The organism is Crinalium epipsammum PCC 9333, assembly GCF_000317495.1.
In the GTDB taxonomy this organism is placed as follows: Bacteria; Cyanobacteriota; Cyanobacteriia; order Cyanobacteriales; family PCC-9333; genus Crinalium; species Crinalium epipsammum.
Genome location: NC_019753.1, coordinates 4,896,939 through 4,920,103 on the forward strand (window position 1 = coordinate 4,896,939; position 23,165 = coordinate 4,920,103).

At 38.1% G+C, this 23,165-nt stretch carries 18 protein-coding genes; 10 read left to right on the forward strand and 8 right to left on the reverse strand.

Going from position 1 to position 23,165, the window contains the following annotated elements:
- Positions 1–45: 45 nt before the first annotated feature.
- Both CRI9333_RS21225 and CRI9333_RS21230 read right to left on the reverse strand, forming a co-directional pair.
- Positions 46–873 (reverse strand): class I SAM-dependent methyltransferase, encoded by an 828-nt coding sequence (locus CRI9333_RS21225; protein WP_015205213.1) that lies wholly within the window; start codon positions 871–873, stop codon positions 46–48.
- Positions 874–892: 19 nt separating this feature from the next.
- A complete protein-coding gene (locus CRI9333_RS21230) occupies positions 893–2,446 on the reverse strand; it encodes a mercuric reductase (protein WP_015205214.1) in 1,554 nt (517 codons plus the stop codon).
- A gap of 131 nt (positions 2,447–2,577) precedes the next feature.
- On the opposite strand from CRI9333_RS21230, the gene CRI9333_RS25945 reads away from it, so the two are divergent.
- Positions 2,578–2,718, forward strand: a complete 141-nt coding sequence (locus CRI9333_RS25945) for a hypothetical protein (RefSeq protein ID WP_015205215.1) — start codon at positions 2,578–2,580, stop codon at positions 2,716–2,718.
- Between the two features lie 165 nt (positions 2,719–2,883).
- On the opposite strand, the gene CRI9333_RS25200 is transcribed toward CRI9333_RS25945, so the two are convergent.
- Positions 2,884–4,848, reverse strand: a complete 1,965-nt coding sequence (locus CRI9333_RS25200) for a sensor histidine kinase (protein WP_015205216.1) — start codon at positions 4,846–4,848, stop codon at positions 2,884–2,886.
- Positions 4,849–5,187: 339 nt separating this feature from the next.
- Positions 5,188–5,949 carry a TVP38/TMEM64 family protein gene (locus CRI9333_RS21240; protein ID WP_015205217.1) on the reverse strand — a complete coding sequence of 254 codons (762 nt, stop codon included), beginning with the start codon at positions 5,947–5,949 and terminating at the stop codon, positions 5,188–5,190.
- 187 nt (positions 5,950–6,136) lie between these two features.
- Here CRI9333_RS21240 and CRI9333_RS21245 point away from each other — a divergent pair, with 187 nt between their 5' ends.
- Positions 6,137–7,351, forward strand: coding sequence for a DUF4336 domain-containing protein (locus tag CRI9333_RS21245; protein WP_015205218.1), 1,215 nt, complete (start codon positions 6,137–6,139; stop codon positions 7,349–7,351).
- 141 nt (positions 7,352–7,492) lie between these two features.
- On the forward strand, positions 7,493–10,141 hold the full coding sequence (locus CRI9333_RS21250; RefSeq protein ID WP_015205219.1) for an MGH1-like glycoside hydrolase domain-containing protein: 2,649 nt from the start codon (positions 7,493–7,495) through the stop codon (positions 10,139–10,141).
- Between the two features lie 183 nt (positions 10,142–10,324).
- Here CRI9333_RS21250 and CRI9333_RS21255 read toward each other — a convergent pair whose 3' ends face one another.
- From CRI9333_RS21255 to CRI9333_RS21265, 3 genes are all read right to left on the reverse strand, one after another.
- Positions 10,325–12,112: a tetratricopeptide repeat protein gene (locus CRI9333_RS21255; protein WP_015205220.1), complete on the reverse strand. Its 1,788-nt coding sequence runs from the start codon at positions 12,110–12,112 to the stop codon at positions 10,325–10,327.
- A 62-nt stretch (positions 12,113–12,174) separates the two neighbouring features.
- A complete protein-coding gene (locus CRI9333_RS21260; protein WP_015205221.1) occupies positions 12,175–13,470 on the reverse strand; it encodes a hypothetical protein in 1,296 nt (431 codons plus the stop codon).
- 3 nt (positions 13,471–13,473) lie between these two features.
- Positions 13,474–13,980, reverse strand: a complete 507-nt coding sequence (locus tag CRI9333_RS21265; RefSeq protein WP_041226890.1) for a GNAT family N-acetyltransferase — start codon at positions 13,978–13,980, stop codon at positions 13,474–13,476.
- 804 nt (positions 13,981–14,784) lie between these two features.
- Here CRI9333_RS21265 and CRI9333_RS21270 point away from each other — a divergent pair.
- The 7 genes from CRI9333_RS21270 to CRI9333_RS27930 all read left to right on the forward strand — a co-directional run bounded on the left by CRI9333_RS21270 (position 14,785) and on the right by CRI9333_RS27930 (position 22,322).
- Complete coding sequence (locus CRI9333_RS21270; protein ID WP_015205223.1) at positions 14,785–15,870, forward strand: glycosyltransferase family 4 protein; 1,086 nt, start codon at positions 14,785–14,787, stop codon at positions 15,868–15,870.
- Between the two features lie 271 nt (positions 15,871–16,141).
- On the forward strand, positions 16,142–17,584 hold the full coding sequence (locus tag CRI9333_RS21275) for a glycosyltransferase family 4 protein (protein ID WP_015205224.1): 1,443 nt from the start codon (positions 16,142–16,144) through the stop codon (positions 17,582–17,584).
- A 159-nt stretch (positions 17,585–17,743) separates the two neighbouring features.
- On the forward strand, positions 17,744–18,367 hold the full coding sequence (locus tag CRI9333_RS21280) for a hypothetical protein (RefSeq protein WP_015205225.1): 624 nt from the start codon (positions 17,744–17,746) through the stop codon (positions 18,365–18,367).
- 234 nt (positions 18,368–18,601) lie between these two features.
- Positions 18,602–19,075: a TspO/MBR family protein gene (locus tag CRI9333_RS21285; RefSeq protein ID WP_015205226.1), complete on the forward strand. Its 474-nt coding sequence runs from the start codon at positions 18,602–18,604 to the stop codon at positions 19,073–19,075.
- Between the two features lie 172 nt (positions 19,076–19,247).
- A complete protein-coding gene (locus tag CRI9333_RS21290) occupies positions 19,248–19,460 on the forward strand; it encodes a hypothetical protein (RefSeq protein WP_015205227.1) in 213 nt (70 codons plus the stop codon).
- Between the two features lie 69 nt (positions 19,461–19,529).
- Positions 19,530–20,462, forward strand: coding sequence for an oxygen-dependent tRNA uridine(34) hydroxylase TrhO (gene trhO / locus CRI9333_RS21295; RefSeq protein ID WP_015205228.1), 933 nt, complete (start codon positions 19,530–19,532; stop codon positions 20,460–20,462).
- A gap of 219 nt (positions 20,463–20,681) precedes the next feature.
- The gene (locus CRI9333_RS27930) at positions 20,682–22,322 is read left to right on the forward strand and encodes a methyl-accepting chemotaxis protein (RefSeq protein ID WP_015205229.1); all 1,641 of its coding nucleotides are present in this window, start codon (positions 20,682–20,684) and stop codon (positions 22,320–22,322) included.
- 37 nt (positions 22,323–22,359) lie between these two features.
- Here the strand turns inward: CRI9333_RS27930 and CRI9333_RS21310 are convergent, their stop codons facing one another.
- Positions 22,360–23,151: a pentapeptide repeat-containing protein gene (locus CRI9333_RS21310; protein ID WP_015205230.1), complete on the reverse strand. Its 792-nt coding sequence runs from the start codon at positions 23,149–23,151 to the stop codon at positions 22,360–22,362.
- Between the last annotated feature and the right edge of the window lie 14 nt (positions 23,152–23,165).

Below are 23,165 nucleotides of genomic sequence, written 5' to 3' on the forward strand. Positions count from 1 at the left end.
GATGTTCACTAATGTTGATCGCTGTCCTAAGATTCCTGTCCGTTGCTATCTTAATTTTTTAGCAATTTGAAAAGCGCAGAGGTATGAAAGCTGAATACTACCTCCATAATTATTTTCTATCTTTTCTCTCAAACCTTCAAATAAATAATTTCTAGTTTTTTCGTCTAATGCTAAGTAAGGCGATAGACTGTTTAAAAGCAGCAAGTAATTATCAATGTGATAAGTTACTTCACAGGCTATATGCTCAGAAACTAAATCTTTAAACCTACCTGAATTAATAACTATTTCTCCTAAACCTTTGAGTATTTCTTCCTGCGTCTTCCTATCTTCATATCGCACAAAAGACGGAGCATGAATTTGATAGACTTCCTTTAAGTCTTGGTAAACCTCATAATGAGCTTGAGGTGTCATGTTCCACAACAATATTAAACAACCATTATCTTGTAAAATATCGGCAGATTTGGGATATACAACATCAGGTGAAATCCAATGAATTGAAGTAGCTGCTAAAACTGCATTAAATTTCTCATTTTCTAGGTTGCAATCTTCAAACGCAGTATTTTTAATCTCTACATTGGGATAGGATGCACAGTTTTGTTGTGCTAAGTGACAAAATTCTTGGTTTGGCTCAATACAAACTATTTTAAAACCTAATTGAGCAAATCCTACAGTGGCATTTCCAGGTCCACACCCAATCTCAAGAATAGCTGCTTTTGATGGAAGTTGCGCTAACTCTACAACACGAGCAATCAATTCTTGAGGATAACGTGGTCTTGCTTTATTGTAGGCATCTGCCGCAGAAGAATACCAAGTTTTTCTTTCTTCTAAGTCTTTGGCATAAGAGCCTTTGATGATTTCTTCCCAGTCTTGCATAAGTTATTATTAATGTAAGCTAAGAAATTTTAGTTAGCAATCCTAAAAATTTTTTAGATGTAGGCGTGAGCAACGTGCGACGATAACTATCTGCGGCTTTTTTAATTCCTTCTGCTTGAGTTGGATAAGGATGAATTACGCCAGAAAGTTTATTTAAACCTACTTTACCGACAATTGTTGTCGTTACTTCTGAAATCATCTCACCTGCATGACGGGCGACAATAGTTGCACCTAAGATTTGATCTGAGCCTTGTTGATGATGGATTTTTACAAAGCCTACCTCTTCACCATCTGCGATCGCACGATCTACACTACTAAAAGGAATTGTAATAGTATCGACATTAATCCCTTTTTCCTTAGCTTCATGTCCATACATCCCCACATGAGCAATCTCAGGATCAGTATACGTTACCCAAGGCATCACCAAATCACTTAATTTAGCTCGTCCCAAACCAAAAGGAGAAAATAAAGTATTTTTAATTACAATTCGCGCAGCAGCATCAGCAGCATGGGTAAATTTCCAATTCATGCAGATATCGCCAGCAGCATAAATATTGGGGTTGGTTGTTTGCAGATAATCATTCACCTTCACCCCATGAATGCGATCATACTCTACCCCAACCGCTTCTAAATTCAATTTTTCAACATTGGGACTTCTACCCGTACCAACTAAAATTTCATCTACTGTTATAGATTCTTCAGTATTATTATTCCGGCTAAAGTAAATTGTTTTTCCTGTAGCCGTTTTTTCTACAGATGTAATTTTGGAATTTAATACTAAATTGATGCCTTCGTGGATAAACACATTTTGAATAATTTCTGCCGCGTCAGCATCTTCTTTATTGAGAAGATGGGAACCTCTATGAAATAGAACTACCTCACACCCAAAACGGCGGAAAGTTTGAGCTAATTCGCAACCAATAGCCCCACCACCAATTACAGCTAGACGTTGAGGACGTTCTGTGAGGGAAAATACCGTTTCATTAGTCAGATAACCTGCTTGTTCAATTCCCTGAATTGACGGTTGCGCTGCTCTTGCTCCTGTTGCAATTACAGCTTTTTTAAACTTCAGCTTTTGGTCGCCTACTTCAATTGTATTACCACTAACAAAACGACCACTACCCAAAAAAACATCAACCCCAATATCTTGAAATCTCTGTGCAGAATCGTGAGGACTAATATTTGCCCTAATTCTCCGCATTCGTTCCATCACAGAGGCAAAATCAACTTGCACCTGTTCACGATTAACATTAATACCAAAACGTTTTGCTTCCCAGATTTCACCAACAACACGCGCGGAGCGAATAATAGACTTAGAAGGAACGCAACCAACGTTCAAACAATCGCCACCCATCAAATGCTTTTCAATCAAGGCGACTTTCAAACCTAAACCTAAACCTGCTGCACCTGCTGCTACAACTAATCCAGCAGTACCACCGCCAATTACAACTAAGTTGTAACACTCAGCAGGTTCAGGATTAACCCAGTTTGGTGGATGTACATAGGAAACCAATTTCTGATTATACTCATCCACTGGCAGAACTGAGACGGTCTGGAAGTCTGAATTAGACATTATTCGTACTCCGTATTAAAAATCTTTACAATTTGTCATAACTTTAACTTGACTCTCCAGTATAGGGGAGAGTGTAGATTGTAATAGTTCTCTAAAAAAACTTTTTGTTTTTTTATTCACAGGTTAAAGAAATGACAAAAATAACTCAGATGAAAAGATTATCTGTTGCTGCTTTAGCAGCCGTAGTCGTGACAGGAATTACTGGTGCTGCTGTCTTGGCAGCTTGTACCATTGCTACTCCTGATTGTCCATTCATTAATTGCGACAAATAAACTCATTTTTTGTCCCTGATAAATATGGATACCCAAAGGGGTTTTTAGCCGGAGGCTCAACTTAGATCAACCGACGGCGGAATTAGCTCAGTTTTGAGTTAGTTCCATTATTTTGTGATCTAAACAAGTTCAAATTGCATATAGACGCTAACCTTATTAATCTGCTCAATTTTCATCTACTGCTCCTTGATAATTTAATGGAATCCTAACTATAAACTTTGTACCGACTCCAACTTCACTTTCAACTTCAATCTGACCACCATGTAAGTCCACACAGTTTTTAACAATTGATAGTCCCAGTCCTGTGCCAGGAATATTACCTACATTCGTAGATCGGTGAAATGAGGTGAATAGTTTATTAAGATCTTTTGCTGGAATGCCAATGCCGTGATCTTCAATTTTAAAAATAGCTTCATTATTTTGACAATCTACTTCAAATTGAATAGTATCCCCTTGAGGGGAATATTTAATAGCATTGCCCAGCAAATTTCTGAAAATAGGCAATAGCAAGCTGGGATCTACAAAAACGTTAGTGTATTGACTATGATTTGTAAAGCTAATAGCATCATCTCTTCCTCTTGCGAATTTTTCTTCTTTTGTTAAGTCAGAACATAAATTTGTTAGATCTATAGATACAGGATTACACACTAATTTTCTATCAGACGCTTTACTGATTAGCAGCACATCGTCTATTAATTCAACCATTCGTTGAATAGCTTTTTTTATTTGCTCAATATATTTATTCGCCTTTGTTTCTGTAGATTTACTACAAATTACTTCTAAAATTTCCGTAGCAATAAATATCGTAGTCATAGGGTTACGCAAATCATGGGATATCATTGCAATAAAACTAGCTTTGAGTTCATTAAGTTCTTTTTCTTTAGCTAAAGATAACTGAATATTTTTTTCTATTTTTTGGCGTTGAGTAATGTCCTGATAAGTAGTTAGAAACATATCTCGATCTTTGTAATGAAATAATAAAGTATTGGCTGCTATACTTTTTTTATCTCCAGATTTTGACGTGATAATTGTTTCTACATCATTGGTTTCACCTTTTGCAAGTACTTCATTAATTTGATGAATTACTTGCTTCTGGTCATCCTCCGAAGGATAGAGAACACTTAAAAAATTACTATTGTTAGCTTCATCTTTGGAATAACCTGTAATGTCTGACATTTTGGTATTAAATACTTCAAAATTTCCATTGATATCACTCAATGTAATGCCTTCTTGAATTTTTTCAACAATCATAACTAATTGTTTTTCCTTTACCTCTAGCTTATGGAGTGCTTTTAGAAGTTCAAGACTCTCTTCATTTAACCGTTGGTTACTTTTGTTTAATTCTGCTGTACGCTCTTGAACTTTAAATTCTAGTTCTTGATTTTCTGCATCTAATTTTGTAGCCTGAAGTAATGCTTCACGTTCCTTAAATTCAGCAATTTCGACTGATTTTTCTAAAAAGTTTTGCCGTTCACCTTTGATTCTCTGTTGATAGTTGTGGAAGAACTCGTCTAAATCAGGTACTTCTTTAATTAAGTTCCCGAAATTATCCTTTACTCTCTTATCCAGTTGATAAGCAATCTCGCGATGGGCTTCAACCCAAACGTGGCAGGTTTTGACGTAAGTAATAAATGTGATTAAGTGTTGATAATTCACGACTCCCAACAGGTGTCGCATTTCATTATGGTAGTATCCTGAATCGTCTTTTCCTGTGGCTATAAATACTGAACAGTAAAGTAGGCTTTCTGTGAGTTCTGCTTTTAAGTCTGCTAAATTTGTTAGCTGTTCAGGATGGGCAGCAAGTACACTGAAGTATCTGTCAATTTCCTCTTTGTTTATGGGGGGAGCTAATATTAGCTCTAATACAGAGCGTGCTTCCACACCTAGAGAATATAAGGAACAACTGTGACAGATGATGCAGTAAGGAAGGCTACAGTACCTTGAGAGGTATGCAGAAAGACTTTCTTTAAATAAAACTGGTAATGGATTAGTAATATAAGCCATCAAAGTCTGTTGCCATAGGTTTTCCAAGACTTGTGAGTTTGGCAAGGCTGGCTCAAAAAAAGGAGGGAAAAATCCTAATTTATCTTCAATTTCTGCCTTGATTTCTGCACTACTTCGCATAGACATAAATTTTTGCCTAAAAATCTCAATATAGGTGAGTATTTTTATAAATTTTGTATCTTATCGAACTGTTTAAATATTAAATATTTTTAGATCAACAAATGATATATCTTAGCGACTAAAAGTAAAAAACTCGTTAAGTATATATAGCAGTTAGCTTTTAGCAATTAGCTTTTTACTTTCGTTTGCTATGTATAGGTTTGGCTCAAAAGATTTGCCCTAAGCGCCTCGGCGATTGCTATAAATAAAATAAATTTGATTTCGCCCAAGGAGTGTTGTTTAACACTTATGACAAAATATATATTTAAGTACTAAAATCCAATAACTTGAGTAAATCCGCTTTTCTTATAAAACATCCTGTTCTAAAGCTTTCTTCGCTATCCGAGAAACATAAATTGTTACAACTACTGTGGCGATGAATCCAATTATCCGAATGAGCCATTGCAGAGTAAGGTTAGTAGGTTGAGAATCTGTGCCAATTAATGCCAAATTACCTGCTAAAGAACCAAGGTAAACATACATAATTGTGCCTGGTATCATCCCCAAAGATCCAATTACATAATCTTTAATAGATACTCCGGTAATCCCAAAAGCGTAGTTTAATAAATTAAACGGAAATATCGGAGATAAGCGGGTTAGTAAAACAATTTTTAATCCTTCTTTAGTAACAGCACGATCTATTGCCTGAAATTTTTGATTAGCTGCTATTTTCTTAGCTACCCAATTTCTTGCTAAATAACGTCCTACTAAAAAAGCCGCAATTGCTCCAATTATTGCACCGATAAAGACGTATAGTGAACCTAAAACTACGCCAAAAACTACGCCAGCGCCTAAAGTTAAAATTGAGCCTGGGAAGAACGCGACAGTAGCGATAATATAGATAGCGATGAATGCGATCGCACCTATCGCCCCCAAACTATCAATCCATTCTAAGGCGTTACGCAAAATTGCTTGCGGGTTAAAACCTTGAGTGTTAACCGCTTTTTGCGCCAAAGCAGGTTCACTGGTCAGTACAAGGGTGATAATAGATGCTAACAGCACTATCAGAATTAATTTGTATTTTCGCTTAGTGCCAGTAAATTGTTGTTTAAGCAGTTTATCGATCATCATTGCCCTAGTTATAAATTTTTGTAACTAAATATCTGCAATTTAATAAAATTGGGTTAAACACATTTATTACCCTTGTAGCTACTGTTTTAGTACAAGTAAAAGTACAAACATCAGTTATTTTATCTGTCTTACCCTGCGGGAAGGCTACGCCTACATCTGTGGTTAATTCTCCAAAATTTGACTTATGCAAGAGACTTTAACTAAAAATAATCCTAAAGATTGGTCATGGCGTTTTTGGGCGCTTGTGCCACTTTACCCCTACAACAGACGGCGGACAATTCGCACAGAAATTGTAAAAGACACAATCTGGACATTTGACCAGACGCAAGGCATCATTTACGTGGTTGTGCCAATTCGCATGACTGTGGTTAAACTTTCTGAAGGTGGTTTGCTTGTATATGCACCAGTTGCACCCACCCCAGAATGTATCCGGTTAGTCAAGGAGTTAGTAGCAAAACACGGTGAAGTCAAGTATATTATTTTACCCACCGTTTCAGGTTTAGAACATAAAGTATTTGTAGTCCCCTTTGCGAGATACTTTCCTAATTCTCAGATATTTATAGTTCCTAAGCAGTGGAGTTTTCCGTTAAATCTTCCCCTCAGTTGGCTAGGATTTCCAAGAAAACGTACTAATATTCTGCCTGCTGACAGTAGCAAAGTACCCTTTGCTGATGAATTTGACTACGCAGTGCTAGATATTGATTTGGGAGGAAGACCATTTGGAGAAGTGGCGTTTTTTCACAAGCGATCGCATACACTACTCGTAACAGATGCAGTTATTTCTATACCTGAAGAACCGCCAGAAATTGTTCAACTTGACCCTTACCCCTTACTATTCCACGCTAAAGATAACGCCTTCGATATTATCGAAGACACTCAGGAAAACCGCCGTAAGGGATGGCAGCGTATTTCTTTGTTTGCGTTTTACTTCCGACCAAGCGTGTTAGAAACAATTCCACTCGGAAAAGCATTTCTGGATGCTTTCAAAGTGTCAGAAAGATCAAAACAGGCATATTTTGGGTTATATCCCTTTAAATGGAAAGATAACTGGCAGCAATCATTTGAGGCACTGCGAGGAGGTGGACGCTTGTTTGTTGCACCAATATTGCAGACACTCATTCTCAACAGAGCGCCCAAAGAAACTATAACATGGGCTGATCGAGTAGCAAGTTGGAATTTTCATAGGATTATTCCTTGTCATTTCGACTCACCAATTAATGCTAATTCCCAGCAATTTAGACAGGCATTCACCTTTCTGGAAAAGCAACATTTTCTGATTAATAGCTCCTACCGTACTGTAACTAATACCTTGCCCGAAGAAGACTTTGAACTGCTGCGGGAAATAGAAGATAAATTAAACAAGATCGGTATTATACAACCACGAAAGGAAAAAGTATAAAATTTTAAAACAATGGACTAATGAGCAAAAATCAGTTAGCCCATCTGTGTTTATCTGTGTGCATCTGTGGTTAATTATCTAAAATTTGACTAAAGCTACGAGGTCTAATCGAATTAGTATTACTGAGTTACAGAGTCTTTTATGACCACAGAAGAAACGAGAATAGCAGAAGATCGTGAACATAAAGCTTACTGGAAACGCTGGGGTTCATATTTGAGTGAACGACAGTGGGGAACTGTACGAGAAGACTACAGCGCCACTGGTGATGCTTGGGAATATTTTACTCACGATCAAGCTCGTTCTCGTGCCTATCGTTGGGGCGAAGATGGGATAGCTGGAATTTCTGATAACCATCAGCGACTTTGTTTTGCGATCGCACTCTGGAATGAACAAGATAGTATCCTCAAAGAGCGACTATTTGGCTTAACAGGTAAAGAAGGAAATCATGGGGAAGATGTTAAAGAATATTACTTCTATCTAGACAACACCCCAACTCACAGCTACATGAAGTATCTGTATAAATATCCTCAAACAGCTTTTCCTTATACAGAATTAGTAGCAGAAAATAAAGAGCGCGATCGCCATGCCCCAGAGTACGAGTTACTTGATACAGGGGTGTTTGAGCAAAATCGCTATTTTGATGTTGTTGTTGAGTATGCCAAGGCTGCACCAGAAGATATTCTGATTCGCATTAGTATTACTAATAAAGGTTCAGAAGCAAAACCTATACATTTATTGCCTACTTTGTGGTTTCGCAATACTTGGTCATGGAACCATGATGAGCAAAAACCAACTTTGCAATTAACTCATAGTGATGAAAAATTAAGTATTGTAGAAGCTGACCATCCCATTTTAGGAAAGCGATCGCTTTATTGTCACGGCACACCAGAATTACTATTTACAGAAAATGAAACCAACAATGAACGCTTGTTTGATGTTGCTAATTCCTCACATTACGTTAAAGATGGCATTAATAACTACCTAATTCACAACCAAAAGTCAGCCGTAAATCCCGATAAAATTGGTACAAAAGCTGCTCCTCATTACCAACTTTTAATTAATGCAGGTGAAACGAAAGTTGTTAAGCTGAGACTGTGTGATACATCCGAATTTATTCAACCTTTTGGATTAGAATTTGACCAAATTTTTGCACAACGTATAACAGAAGCTGACGAATTTTACAACCGAATTTGTCCCTTTGAAATTTCAGAAGACGAGCGCAACATCCAGCGACAAGCATTTGCGGGAATGTTATGGAGTAAACAGTTTTACTACTATGTTGTCCAAGAATGGATTAATGGTGATTTAGCTAAACCAGTGCCACCTTCTGAACGTAAACAGGGGAGAAACATAGACTGGCAACACTTGTTTAATGAAGATATTATATCCATGCCCGACAAGTGGGAATATCCTTGGTATGCAGCTTGGGATTTAGCTTTTCATCTAGTTCCCTTGGCAATGATCGATCCAGACTTTGCCAAACAACAACTAGATAGATTAACTCGCGAATGGTATATGCACCCAAACGGTCAAATTCCGGCTTATGAGTGGGCTTTAAGCGATGTTAATCCGCCTGTTCACGCTTGGGCAGCAATGCGAGTTTACCAGATTGAGAAAAAAATGTACGGTCGTTGCGATCGCAAATTTTTAGAACGAGTATTTCAAAAACTACTACTTAATTTTACTTGGTGGGTAAATCGCAAAGATGTTGACGGCAAAAACGTCTTTCAAGGCGGATTTTTAGGCTTAGATAATATTGGCGTTTTTGACCGTAGCGCCCCTCTGCCTGGAGGTGGACAAATTTCTCAAGCTGACGGTACAAGTTGGATGGGGATGTATTGCCTTAACCTGTTAGCAATTGCCCTAGAATTAGCAATTGAATTGCCAGTTTATGAAGATATTGCCAGCAAATTTTTCGAGCATTTTCTTTATATTGCTGATGCTATCAATCATCTAGGTAGTGACCAAACTGAACTCTGGGATGAAACAGATGGTTTCTTCTATGACGTACTACATTGTTCTAGTAGAAATCAACTGCGTGTCAAAGTACGCTCAATGGTAGGACTAATACCTTTATTTGCTATCACTACTATCGAACCCGAAACTCTTTCAAAACTTCCTAATTTTAAACGACGCTTAGAGTGGTTTATTCGTAATCGCCCAGAATTAAAGCAAAATGTCGCCTGCATGGAAACTCCAGGCGTAGGAGAAAAACGGTTGCTATCAATTGTAAATAGTGACAAACTCCGCCGAATTTTGCAAAAAATGTTGGATGAAAGCGAGTTTTTGAGCGAGTATGGAATTCGGGCTATTTCCCGCTATCATGCTGAACATCCTTATATATTAAACATTGACGGTCAGGAATACCGCGTAGATTACGAACCAGGCGAATCTAGCACCGCAATGTTTGGTGGCAATTCTAACTGGCGCGGTCCAATTTGGTTCCCAGTGAATTATTTAATTATCGAGTCCCTGCAAAAGTTCCATTTTTATCTGGGTGACAATTTTAAAATTGAGTGTCCCACCAATTCCGGCAAAATGCTCAATCTTTGGGACGTTTCGACGGAATTATCTCGCCGACAAATTGCAATTTTTCTTAAAGATGCGTCAGGAAAGCGACCAGTTTATAATAATGCAGAAATGTTTCAAAACCATCCTGATTGGAGTGATTTGATTTTATTTTACGAATATTTTAATGGCGATCGCGGCAGTGGAATCGGTGCTTCTCATCAAACGGGTTGGACTGGTTTAGTAGCTAAATTAATTCAGCAGTGTGGTGAATATCAATAAAAGGAGCTAAAGATCCCCCCTTAAAAAGGGGGGAAGCTCAAAGTCCCCCTTTTTAAGGGGGATTTAGGGGGATCTAGAAGTAAGTCCTAAATTTTATTTTTTATCGCAGATGTGAGCAGATGGACGCAGCCGATCGCAGATGTTAATTAAGATTTGTCATCACCGCCTTGGCGATCGCTATAATTATTTCGGTATGTTGGCTGCGATGTTGGCGATCGCATTTGCTTTAAGTTCTTTATTGGTAAGAGTTTCAGCAACCTGCAATGCTTTTTGAGTTTGTTTTAGTTTAGCAAAAGACTCAGCAATATTAGCTAACATATTCGTTTTGGAATCATCTTCAAGAAGTTGTGCCACCTGCAAAGCTCGATCAGGTTGTCTCAGTTCTATAAATTTGGATGCTATTGCATTAAAAACTTGATCCTTATAACCAGGGAAAGTTAAAGTTTTGGCAATTTGCAAAGCTCGATCAACTTGTCCAATTTCTACTAGCTGAGTAGAAATGTTAGTTAATGCCTGTTGTTTATTACTGTCATCTTTAAAAGACTGGGCAATTTGCAAAGCTTTTTCAACTTGTCCGGCTGGTACTAAAGCTCCTGCAATATCAATAATTAACTGATTAGCCTGGGAATCATTATCCTGTGGCATTTCAGGTAAACGCAAATTTTGGTCAAGAAATTTCTGAGCTTGTAATCCTTGCCCCATTTTTTGTAACTCTTGGGCGATCGCAATTATTCCTAGAGCTTTTCCTGACTCATTCCCAATACTATTAGCTATCTTTAATCCTTGATCAACTTGCTTTGCTTTGGCTAATTGGCGGCTGACTTCAACTAAAGTTAACATTTTAGTACTAAGTCTTCCCCTACCTATCAAATTTTCGTTTTCTTTTTGCTCTTCCTCTGTCATTTCATAAATTTTATCCACCACCTGTAAAGCTGGTTCAAATTTCCCAACTTCAGCCAATTTGATCGCAATATTGCTCAGTGCAGTTTCTTTCAGTCCAAAATTTCGTAAGGCAGATCCAGAATCAATTTTAGTTACTGAAGAAATTTCCTTTGAAATCTTTGAAGCTGCTGATAAAGCTAAATTTGTCTCACCCAGTTCCACCAATTTCACCGCTATTTTTGACCAAACTTCAGCATCTTTTACTGTTTGAGCAGTTGTCCAAGTTTGCTTGACTTGAGCTAGATTTGCTGAATTTGCCAAAATTCCGAGAAATGCCCAGGTTTGATAGTCTTGTGTACTTTCACCGCTAGCAGAGCTACAATTTTCAATACTTTTAGCCAACTGTAATGCTCGCTCAAACTGTGCAAATGAGCTTAAATTGGTAGCTATTTTAGACATCACCTCAAACTTATAGTTACTACAACTACCATTAGATTCATAAGCATAATCTCCGGTAATACCTCTGGCTTTTTGTAGAGCTTCTAAGAGAATTTTCTTAGCTGGCTCTACTTGTCCTTTTGCTGCTAAAATAGGCGCGATCGCATTAAGAGCTTCAGCTTGATAATATTTAGCAGAAATTGTTTTAGTTAATTGTAAAGCTCGCTGAGTAAATCCTGCTTGTGCAAGTTTAATCACGACATTGCGTAATGCCGGATCTTGTTCATATAAAGAGTCTTTATTCCTGCGCTTAGTTAGCTGCACAACTTGCTCAAATAGCTCTTTTGACTTCTGAGTTTGTCCAGATTGAGCTAACTTGAGGGCAATAGTAGACAAAACGTCAATTTTAGAAGATGTATCTTCGATAGTTTGCGCTATCTTCACAGCCCGATTAAACAATTGTAAGGAAAGAGCAGCATTTCCTGTAGCTGCCATTTTCCCTAAATCTGTTAAAGTTTTAGCAACATCGGCGGGATGGTGAGGATCAAGTACGTTTTGGGGAGTGGAAACAACTGCTGCTTGAGTTTTAATAGCAGGTATTAGCAGTAACGATAAAGCAATAGAGCAGAAGATACTTGGATGCGATCGCATAGAAAAATGACTTTATTAGTCTTTAATAAAAAATCTTATTATACCAAAATTTTTGCATTTATTTAAATTTCACGAGTTGGGAAAATATCAAAATATTTGTCAACAAGTTCGCCCAACAACAAACCTATAAAACTAAAGACAATCCCAACAATCATAATATTCAATTCCCCATTCCCAAAACCTCTGTAACTTGGGGTGATAATAGTTAAACCTAATACTCCCAAGGCTGATATAACACCTGCCCATAAAGAAAATTTTACGCTTAACTTAGAAAAACAATAATATCCTTTTTCTTTAAAAATGAATGATAAAAATGGCACAAATACAGCCGCTACATAAGCAGCATAAAAAGCCACAATTAAATTTACTAAATCGCCCCCTTGAGAAGCGATCGCTATGCTCAAAACTACATTGAATATAGTGATAAAAACCCGACTGCTTTGAGAAAAAGGTAATATATTAAAATCTAAAATCGTCTTTGTCTGCACCCGTAAAATGCTGCTACCAACACCCAGCACGGGAACCAATAAAGACATAATTAGCATAATTCCTAAAGGTTTATTGCTTCCCCCACCAATCCAAGAGAGGATAAAAGGCAAAGTTTCTTTACCATTAATTCCATCAGGTAAAATTCCAGCATTCTGAGCAGCGATCACTACCGATGAGGGTATAAATGCCAACAATATCAGTATAATTGCAGCTAATATACAACCTTGATACAGACTACGAATATCTTTTGCTTGGACAATAAACTGCTGATACTTCATATCGATCAGCACTAGCAATATTGTTGATAAAGAGATACCGATAATATTTGCTGGACTTACTTGTTGCAAAGAGGGAAGAAATTCCAAAGGCGATCGCACATACTCAGGCAACCCATGCAGTACCCACAACCCATAAACCAAAGCTAAAAAATTTACAACCAACAACCCGCGAAATAAAAAACCCGCTTTCTCAACTGGCAGTAAGGAAATAATTGTAAACAAAGCAGCCAAAGCGATCGTACTTGGTAGCACTGGCATCCCTAAAACTTTCAGAATAAAAGCTCCAGAAATCATCTGTACAGCTTCAATTCCAATTAGCGATGCCCATGACATCAACCCCACACCAATTTTTACTTCCTTGCCATAGCTGTTACCCAATAAAGTCCAGATTTGATCTATTTTGATCCAATAAAACTTAGCTAAAAATAATAGTGCGATCGTGCCTAAACCAAGACAGACAGGATAAAGGCTACCTGCATAACCCAAAGTCAGCGATTGTTCAGCAGTTCCCAATAGAAAACCTAAGCCGTAATGTGCAGATACCAGTAACGCAGCTAGGGAAAAGGTATCTAATTTACGGTTTTCAAGCATGATTTATACTCCTCGGAAAGCTAACGGGTAAACTACCTTTCCCCGATATTTCCTGTGATAGTCCTTAAGTGGTTTAACCATGAAAGCATTTTTTGGTACTGGAAAGGGAGACTCAATTCCATAATGAATTGATGGCTCAAAGCCAAAGCGACCGTAAAATTCGGGATATCCTAAAACGATCGCGATCGCACATCCCATTTCTTCTGCCTTAGCTAACCCAGCTTCTACCAACGCGCTACCAATTCCTTGTCGTTGAAATTTCGGTAGCACTGCAAGCGGCGCTAAACCAAGTACCTGAAAGTGTTGGTTTCCCACCAAATCTATATAACTAAACAGGATATACCCAACTACAACTTCATCGACCTCTGCAACCAAAGACAACTCTGGGATATAACGCTCAGAATTGCGAATCTTGTCTATCAAACGAGCTTCATTTTCCTGCTGAAATGCCTGAATATTGACTTGTGCGATCGCACTGTAGTCAGATGGTTGTTCACAACGGATGTTCATGTCTGGCATAAGTGATACGACAAATGAATCAATCTGTAACGTAAGAGCGGTAATACTCTCTGCCACTCCATCATCCTTAGCATTGAAACGTAAGTTAATCATACAAAATCCGCCTCCTCAGACTAGGAAGCGGTTCAGTACATATAGAGCGAGAGCTTTATCAATCACCAATGACCACTAAACGACATTTTCCACCACAAAGACGAGGGAACCCAAATTTTCTTGTAACTTGAAAAGGTTCCCAAATCCCAAAGATAAATGCCACAAATCTTTCAATAAAATTATCTAAAATTACTCAATCTCAAAAGTTTATAGTTTTCATCGAAAAAGCACATCTACCTTCAGTCATAAATAACCTAACTACATGATAACGGTAGTTTAAATAACACTAATTAGGTCGGACATTCCCCTCTTTAGTACGGGTTGCCGAACCTGTGAACCGTGCAAACTTAATATTGTAATAATGTATCAATTTTAACATTCTAATAATTAGATTTGCACGTAGATATCAAATAAAACAATATCCCTTTAGTAAGAGTTTCAGCCGTGTGATTAATCTAATTACCTTTGACATGAGCGCAAAATAAATCTGCTTTTTCTGTTTGAAGAAATGAAAGCTTTTTAAATAATCAAGCCCAGATATCCGTAAACCCTTGAAATTGCAATATTACGAAGTTTTGCTTTAATTTCAACTCAAGTGCTGTTACTAAACAATCGGTATAGCCAAGTAGCACGATCTACAAACAAATAGCTGATTCTTTTAGAAACACTTTTACCATAGATCCTTTTAAGGAGGAATGAGTTATGCGGATTGCTCAAATTGCACCATTATGGGAACGAGTACCACCCCCAGCTTATGGCGGTGTTGAACTCGTTGTTGGTCTACTTTGCGATCAATTAGTGAGACGTGGACATGAGGTGACATTATTTGCATCTGGTGATTCCATCAGCCTTGCTAAATTAGAGTCTGTTCACCCTCAAGCACTACGTCTAGACCCTGCGGTTAAAGAATATTCAATTTACGAAGCTCTGCACCTTAGCAAAGCTTATGAACGGGCTCACGAATTTGATATCATTCATTCCCACATGGGTTGCGCGGCATTACCATATTCCAAGTTTGTCAAAACACCTACTGTCCACACCCTGCATGGTATTTTTACCCCTGACAACGAGAAAATGTTTAGCTATGCTCGTAGTCAGCCCTATGTAAGTATCTCCAACTCGCAACGCGAACCTAGACTTAACCTCAACTGCGTTGCCACAGTTTATAACGGCATAGACACCAGCACTTACGAGTTTTACCCAAAACCACAAGATCCACCATACTTAGCTTTTCTAGGTCGTCTTTCCCCAGAAAAAGGCACACATTTAGCAATAGAAATTGCTAAACGCTCAGGTTTGCCTTTAAAAATAGCAGGCAAAATTGATGTCGTCGATGTGGAATATTACGAACAGGAAATTAAACCGCATATTGATGGCGAACAAATTCAATATTTAGGCGAAGCCAATCATCAGCAAAAGAATGCCCTTTTAGGGGGTGCTGTAGCCACTTTATTCCCGATTACCTGGCGCGAACCGTTTGGGTTAGTTATGATTGAGTCTATGGTCACAGGTACGCCTGTGATCGCTATCGAAATGGGGTCTACTCAAGAAGTTATTGCTGACGGTGAAACAGGCTTCTTAATTCATAATGTTGAAGAAGCAGTAGCAGCCGTTGGTAAAGTCACTGAATTAAGCCGTAAAGCTTGCCGAGATCATGTGATTAAAAACTTCAGTGTAGAAAAGATGACTGAAGGTTATGAAGCGGTTTATCGGCAAATCTTGGCAGAACGCTTCAAGCAAAACGGTCACGCATCTAGCCGTCATAACTTGAGTAGCTTACTCTCATAATTCTTGAATAATTTGCCACTCAACTGCAACGTTTCCAGGTTTGAACATCCAAACGTTTTAGATTCCAGTCCCGTTAAAACACTTGAAATTTGGAAAGTTTAGGTAATTATACTGAATCAGATTGTTACAACTGTTAACTTTCCAGTATTTCAACTGTTTCGGGTTTCAAAGGAAAAATGGATCTTTAAATATAACGTTCTAACGTTCCAATTTGTAAGCGTTCCAACGTCCCAATTTGTTAACGTTCCAACGTTTTAAATGAGGTGAAGGTATGTTAAATCAAAATAGACAGCCGATGGCTGAAAAAGCCGCCAACAATTCCTCGAATAAAGCCAAAGAATCACCTATAGTTTCTACCCGTGCAGGTATTCCACAAAGACAAGCGATCGCACTAATATCAGATCACGCAGATCCAGCCGCCGACATCGGCAAAGAAGAAGCGGGCGGGCAAAATGTCTATGTGCGCCAAGTTGGTGAAGCTTTAGCAAAATTAGGTTGGCAGGTGGATATGTTCACCCGCAAAACCAGTCCAGATCAACCCACAATTGTACAGCATTCAGATCACTGTCGCACAATTCGCTTAGTTGCTGGGGCAGAAAAGTTTATTCCGCGAGATGAACTGTTTCAGTATATGCCTGAATTTGTTGAAGCATTTCAGAAGTTTCAGACTAAAGAAGGCACTAATTATCCATTAATTCATACTAATTACTGGTTGTCTGCTTGGGCGGGCTTACAGTTACAAGCCTCAAATAATATTCAGTTAGTTCATACTTATCACTCATTAGGAGCAGTTAAATATCCTTCCGTTAAAAAAATTCCGGCGATCGCATCTACTAGACTAGAAATTGAGCAACAAATTTTAGAAAAAGCTCACTGTGTAGTTGCTACCAGTCCTCAAGAGCAAGAATATCTCCGCCAGTTAGTATCTCAGCAAGGGCGCATTGAAGTTATCCCCTGCGGAACTGATATAGATAAATTCCACATTATCTCTAAAACAGAAGCAAGAATTAAACTAGGCTTAAATCCTACAGATCAAATAGTTCTCTACGTCGGACGTTTTGATCCTCGTAAAGGTATTGAAACAATGGTTCGTGCCTGCGCTGCATCTAAAGCCAAGACTTCTGGTAATCTCAAATTAGTAATTGCTGGTGGTAGCGATCCAGAACGTGAAGACGGACAAGAAAAAGAACGTATACAACAATTAGTACAAGAATTAGATTTAGCAGATCAAACCATCTTTCCAGGTCAACTCAGCCACGATGTATTGCCACTCTACTATGCAGCCGCAGATGTTTGTGTAGTTCCCAGCCACTACGAACCATTTGGACTGGTAGCAATTGAAGCAATGGCTTGTGGTACACCTGTAATTGCCTCTAACGTTGGTGGCTTGAAGTTTACAGTAGTACCAGAAGAAACAGGTTTACTTGTTCCACCCCAAGATATTAACGCTTGGGCTGCTGCAATTGATCGTATTCTCACCAATGAATTATGGGCGAGAAAACTGAGAGTCGAAGCCTCAGCTAGAGTCCGTCAAAATTTTAGCTGGACAGGTGTAGCAATTCAATTAAGCGATCTTTATCGTCGCTTACTCGCTCAGTCGATGATGGACGAGCGCGTTTGGAGTTTGTGGATGCCTACGTCATCAGAAGCATCTAACACTACTCAGGTGTTAAATGCCCTAACACCAGTAGAAAATCTAACTAAAGCCTCATAAGTTAGTCTAATAGAGTACATAAAGTAGAGATGCGCCATGTCGTGTCTCTACTTTTTGTTTTGGGTTAAAGTAATTAACCCAGACATCAAGTCCGCCCACGCAGGCTTTATTTATGAATAGCGATCGCGAATAATACTACTTACATTAAATCAACCTAATATGCCTGAATTAAAATGGTACATAATCCTAATAATAGTTTTAAGTTTACTAATCAGTGGAGCAATTGGAGCTATTATTCATTACTTTTTTTATAAATATCAACATAGAACACAACCCATCGGTCGTAGAGTTGATGTATTTCCGAAATTTGAAGATTTGCAAGACGCATCTTGTTTGCGTACCCAGCTAAAAATTGCTTACGGCGATCGCTCCTACGAATATGATGAGGTAACTATTGCTCAAATTCAATTATCTAACCAAGGCGATCGCGATTTTGATGAATTTAAAATGGGCATCACATTATCTGCTGGCAACACTGCTATATACATCGAAGCACAATCTCCAGACCGCCAGCATCAAGTACAACAACTAACGCCTGTAAACTGTAAAAATCCTGAGTCTGAGATTGACTTCATTCTACGCCCATTTAACAAAACCGATACTTATTCTTTAAGATTATTGATGGTGAGCAATGAACAAAGCCAAGAAGCTGAAAAGATCGAATTTAGTTCACCGGAATCTGTGCGCTTTGTACACTTGCCTACTACAACAGAAGTTTTACAAGAAGCCGCCCGTTCAGCTTCTCTAGGCGTAGGTCCTTTTAATATATCTTTGGGTGGTTAATATTGGGGTGACGAGTTGGTAAGGGCAGGTTTTGTACATCAGATATTTGTGTACTCGAAAATTGTTTGCTTAAAACTGTCCTGACTAATATTAGAATTAACCCAACAAACATACTATAAATTTTATTTCTAATGCTTAAGGCTGATTTAGGTCAGCCATAAATTTGACACGATTAATTATGTCAATCAACTTTTTAACATCTGTTTATTATTTAGTAAAGGGTAAATAAAATATATGTTTGATTCAAGCTGGGTAATTGGAGGCGTAACATTCTTAGTAGCTTTAGGAAGTGCGCTGTTAAGACCGCGAGATTTAAAATGGGGTAAACGCCTAGAGCGACCTAAATGGCTATTTTTTGAACCTGCGATTCCGTTTATTTGGACAATTGTTTTCTTTAGCGGTGCAGCTTCAGCACTGATAATTTGGGAACAAGACCCAGGCAGTTTAAAAACTTGGTTATTAATGGGATGGTATTTAGTATTAGAAATTGTTACTGTTGCTTACATCCCTGCTACTTTAAGATTCCGTAGCCTGACAGTTGGGACAGTTTTAGGAGCAACAGGTTTAATCTTAGGAATTATATTAGCATTAACAGTTTTGCCGATGTCCCAATCTGCTGCTTTATTCCTACTTCCTTATATAATTTGGACTCCAATTGGTACTTATACAACTAGGGAGATGATTGATTTAAATCCCGACGCTGCATAAGATAACCCGCAGGCTCAAGCCTGGGGCTATACTAACCAAGCCCGCCTGCGCGGGCTTTACTTTGAATAAATATTTATAACTACTGTTGCACAAAATATCGGTTCAATATCTATTATTAGTAATAATTAAAAACTGTTGGATATAAAATTTACAGTAATTAATAAAATAATATATGAAAGAAACTAAAATTAAATGGTGGCAGTACATTGCTTTAGCAGCAGGAGGAATAATATTAATTGCTGCAACTAGCGTTGCTACAATTTTTGGATACGATGCTTGGATAAAGCGGAATGGGTGGTGTGTACATGGTTATCCCGACGGAAAACAGCGTATTTTATATGGGGATGATTGTAAAAACTTGCCGGGGGTAAGTTGGAGAAGTTAACAGCCTAGTTCAATGTTGCAGGCGATTTGTTGAGTAGAGTATTTTTAAGAGGGATATTAGACGGAAAAAATGACTCAAGTTGTGGCAACTTTTTATAAGTTTGTGAAGTTAGGGGATATTGCAGAACGACAAAACTCCCTACTAGCTTGCTGTATAGAACATGGTATTAAGGGGACAATTCTGCTGGCGGATGAAGGAATTAATGGTACAATTGCGGGCGATCGCATAGCCATTGATACTGTATTATCATATCTACGCTCAGACCCACATTTTACAGACCTTAAGCATAAAGAGTCTTACACCGACTCACCACCCTTCGAGCGTATGAAGGTGCGACTGAAGAAAGAAATCGTTACATTGGGTGTTCCTGTTGACCCAAATGAGCAGGTTGGTACTTATATTAATCCTAAAGATTGGAACACCATAATTTCTGACCCTGACGTAGTGCTGATTGATACTCGTAATGATTATGAAGTAGATATTGGTACATTCCAGAGGGCAATTTCTCCGCAAACCAAATCTTTCCGCGAATTTCCTGAATATGTGCAGCAAAATCTTGACCCCAATAAACACAAGAAAGTAGCAATGTTTTGTACTGGGGGAATTCGCTGCGAAAAAGCATCTGCTTTTATGTTGTCGCAAGGTTTCCAAGAAGTGTATCACTTGCAAGGCGGTATTCTGAAATATTTAGAAGAAGTACCCACAGAAGAAAGCCTTTGGGAAGGTGAATGTTTTGTATTTGATGAGCGCATAGCTGTTAAACATGGGTTGGAAGAAGGTTCTTATAATGCGTGTCGAGGATGCGGTCATCCTATCTCTGAAGCAGATAAAACTTCAGAAAAATATCAAGAAAGGGTTTGTTGTCCAAATTGCTTTGATAGTCTGACGGAAGAAAAAAAAGCTCGAATGCAGGAAAAACACCGCCAGTTAGAATTAGCGCGTCAGAGAAATGTACAGCATTTACGAATAAAACCCAGTGACCAAGATGGTCACACTACATAGAAGAGAATTTAATTTTATGCCACCACAAATGTAGTGCGGGCATAATGAGCGCGTGCCGTTTTGCGTAAGTCCTGTATATAACAAATTTCACGAGATAATGTTTATAGTGAACTTTTTTTGGGCATCTTATATAAGATAGAAGCATCTACTAAAAATTCCTCCTAACCAAAATCAGTTTGACATCGGGTAAAAGCTATCTCCTAAAAATCTACATATTTTATGAAAAAAACCCAACTTCCTAAAGAATTTATTTGGGCAGTACTTGTCATCTGTGTATTACCCTTTTTATTAAATCTCTTAGGTATTAGTTTTGCCTCACCAAAAGTTACCTTAGATTTTGCGAAACTATCGCAGCTATCTACTCAACAATCCTTTGAGGTAGTACATAATGCTTTATCTGGCAGCTTTACACACACATTTTTAGAATGGAGTGCCGTTTGCACAGCCTTTTTTACAGCGTTGTTATCATTTATTCACTTCCAAGTTAAACGAGATGTAGTTACTCCGATTATTGGTGTAGCTTTGTTTGTGGCTGGATGTATGGATGCTTTCCACGTTTTAGCAGCAGATAGATTAATTGCAGGGGTAGCTAATCAGCAGGATTTAGTGCCTTTTACATGGGCAATTTGCCGATTATTTAATGCGGTAATTCTGATTTGTGGTGCAGGGATTTTTATATTTACAGGAGCTAAAAAGTGGCGGGGAAACTTAAGTTTTGTGGTAATGACTAGCCTTGGTTTTGGATTAGTTGCTTATCTCACCATTGTTGCTTGTACTACCACCCCTAATCTACCTCAAACTACATTCCTAAATTCACCGATAACCAGACCTTGGGATGTAATACCTTTGTTACTATTCGCTTTTGCAGGGTTGTTTATTTTACCAAAGTTCTATCAGCAGTATCCCAGTATATTTTCTCATTCCCTAATTATCAGTACAATTCCCTCTGTCGTTACTCAAATGCACATGGCTTTTGGTTCGACCGCATTGTTTGATAATCATTTCAATATTGGGCATTTTCTGAAAATTATTGCTTACTTAGTACCATTTATAGGATTAAGTTTAGAATACATCCAAACTTATCGCCAAGAAGCAACAGTAATTAAAACTGTGGCAACTTCTTCTCAGTTGATTTCGGCTGCGCTTGAACATCAAGAACGGATGGCAATCCAACAAGCAACGGCTGTAAATCAAACTACTACAACAATGGATGAGTTAGGTGCATTTTCTCACCAATCAGATGAACAAGCGGCGGCGGCGGCGGCAGGAACTCGTGAAGTATTAGCACTGGTAGATGGTACAATTCAATTCGATCAGCGAACTACCTCTGTCAAATCAAGTTTGAGAGAAAAAGTAGAGCAAATAACTGATCAAATTATCAATTTGCGCGAACAAACCCATCAGATTAGTAATATTACCAATTTAGTTAGTGATATTGCCGAGCAGACAAATATGTTAGCACTGAATGCCGCAGTAGAAGCCGCACGTGCTGGGGTTCAAGGTAAAAGTTTTGCTGTGGTAGCTGCGGAAATTCGTAAACTAGCGGATAAGAGTAGAAAATCTGCTGAACAAATTCATAGTGTCGTAGCTAGTATTCAAAATGCTACTAATACTACAGTCGAAGTTACTAAGGAAGGCAATAAAACTTTAGAGAGTGTTGTTGCAGCGATTAATGATATTAATATTAATACGCAACAAATTTCTTTGAATGCCAAACAACAGGCGATCGCAATTCAGCAGGTAGTCGATTCAATGACTATTCTTAATCAAGGTGCAGCACAAGCTGCTAGTAGTATTAGTGAAACTAAAGTTGGTTTGCAACAACTTAATGAATCTTTGTTAAACCTAGCCAAAAGTTAAACTAAAGTTGTGAATTAAATCAACCGGATAGTATAATTCATTTATGAATTGTTCCATCCGGCATGATTGCACCTTCAAGGTTAGCTTTGTGCAGATTAACTGTATCCAGGTTAGCATCAGTAAGATTTGCACCTGTAAAATTAGCCTTACTCAGATTAGCACCTCTCAAATTAGCGCCAACTAAGTTAGCACCTGTGAAATTGGCTTTACTCAAGTTAGTCCATCTCAAGTCAGCTTTTTTTAGTTCAGCTTGACTTAAATTAGCTCCAAATAAGTAAGCTTCTCCCAAGTGTGCGTTACTTAAATTAGCTTTAAAAAGATCAGCTTTATAAAAGTAAGCCCCAATTAATTCCGCTTCATAAAACTTGGCATAGTTAAGGAAAGAATTGCTCAAATTAGCTGACATCAAATTAGCATTAATAAAATCAGCGCCCCTCATGTTTGCTTCTATTAAATCAGCGCCTTTGAGATTAGCACCCATTAGGTTAGCGCCCATTAAGTTAGCACTACTTAAATCAGCATTGATGAGTTTAGCGTCAATTAAATTAGTACCAATTAAGTTAGCTGCAATTAATTCAGCTTCTATCATTTCAGCCGCCTGAAGGTTAGCTAGGCTGAGGTTAGCATTACTTAAGTTAGCGGATATTAGTTTAGCTTGATATAAATCAGCCCTACTCAGGTTAACTCCGCTCAGGTTAGCACCTCTGAGATTAACTTTGATTAAGTTAGCTTCACTTAAATCTGGTTCTATTTCTAAGTTGTTTTTTCTCCACTCAAGCCAACTAACAGCACCTTGTTTCAGTAGTGCCAGATGTTTTAAATTTGCCATCAATCAATTTCCTC